General features: G+C 69.7%; 1 protein-coding gene. It reads right to left on the bottom strand.

The genetic code is table 11. The features are described from left to right. Positions 1-29 precede the first annotated feature (29 nt). Positions 30-197, bottom strand: a complete 168-nt coding sequence (locus VR45_RS47730; RefSeq protein WP_159394565.1) for a hypothetical protein — start codon at positions 195-197, stop codon at positions 30-32. Between the last annotated feature and the right edge of the window lie 57 nt (positions 198-254).

The following is a 254-nucleotide window of genomic DNA, read 5'->3' as shown; positions in this document are numbered from 1 at the left end:
TGCGGCCGGGCACCCCTTCCCCGCGTCGACTACCGCTGCTGCGCCTCGGTTTGTTCGCGGATCGCGGCGGCAACGTCCAGCAGTGCGTACGCGACTGCGGCCAGGCCCTCGCCGATCGCGTCGGTCTGGCTCTCCTCACCATTCCGACCACCCGCGTCGCTGGCGTACGACGCAGCACGGTCTTCGTATCTCGACACTCGGTCCTCCCCTGGTGTTGATCGGTAACGTGCCGGAGCCTCCCCGGGGCCAGGCCA

Origin of the sequence: Streptomyces sp. NRRL S-495, assembly GCF_000966955.1 — a bacterium.
Lineage (GTDB): Bacteria > Actinomycetota > Actinomycetes > Streptomycetales > Streptomycetaceae > Kitasatospora > Kitasatospora purpeofusca.
Note: the sequence above shows the minus strand (reverse complement) of the source record. Positions and strands in the feature narration are given on the sequence as shown.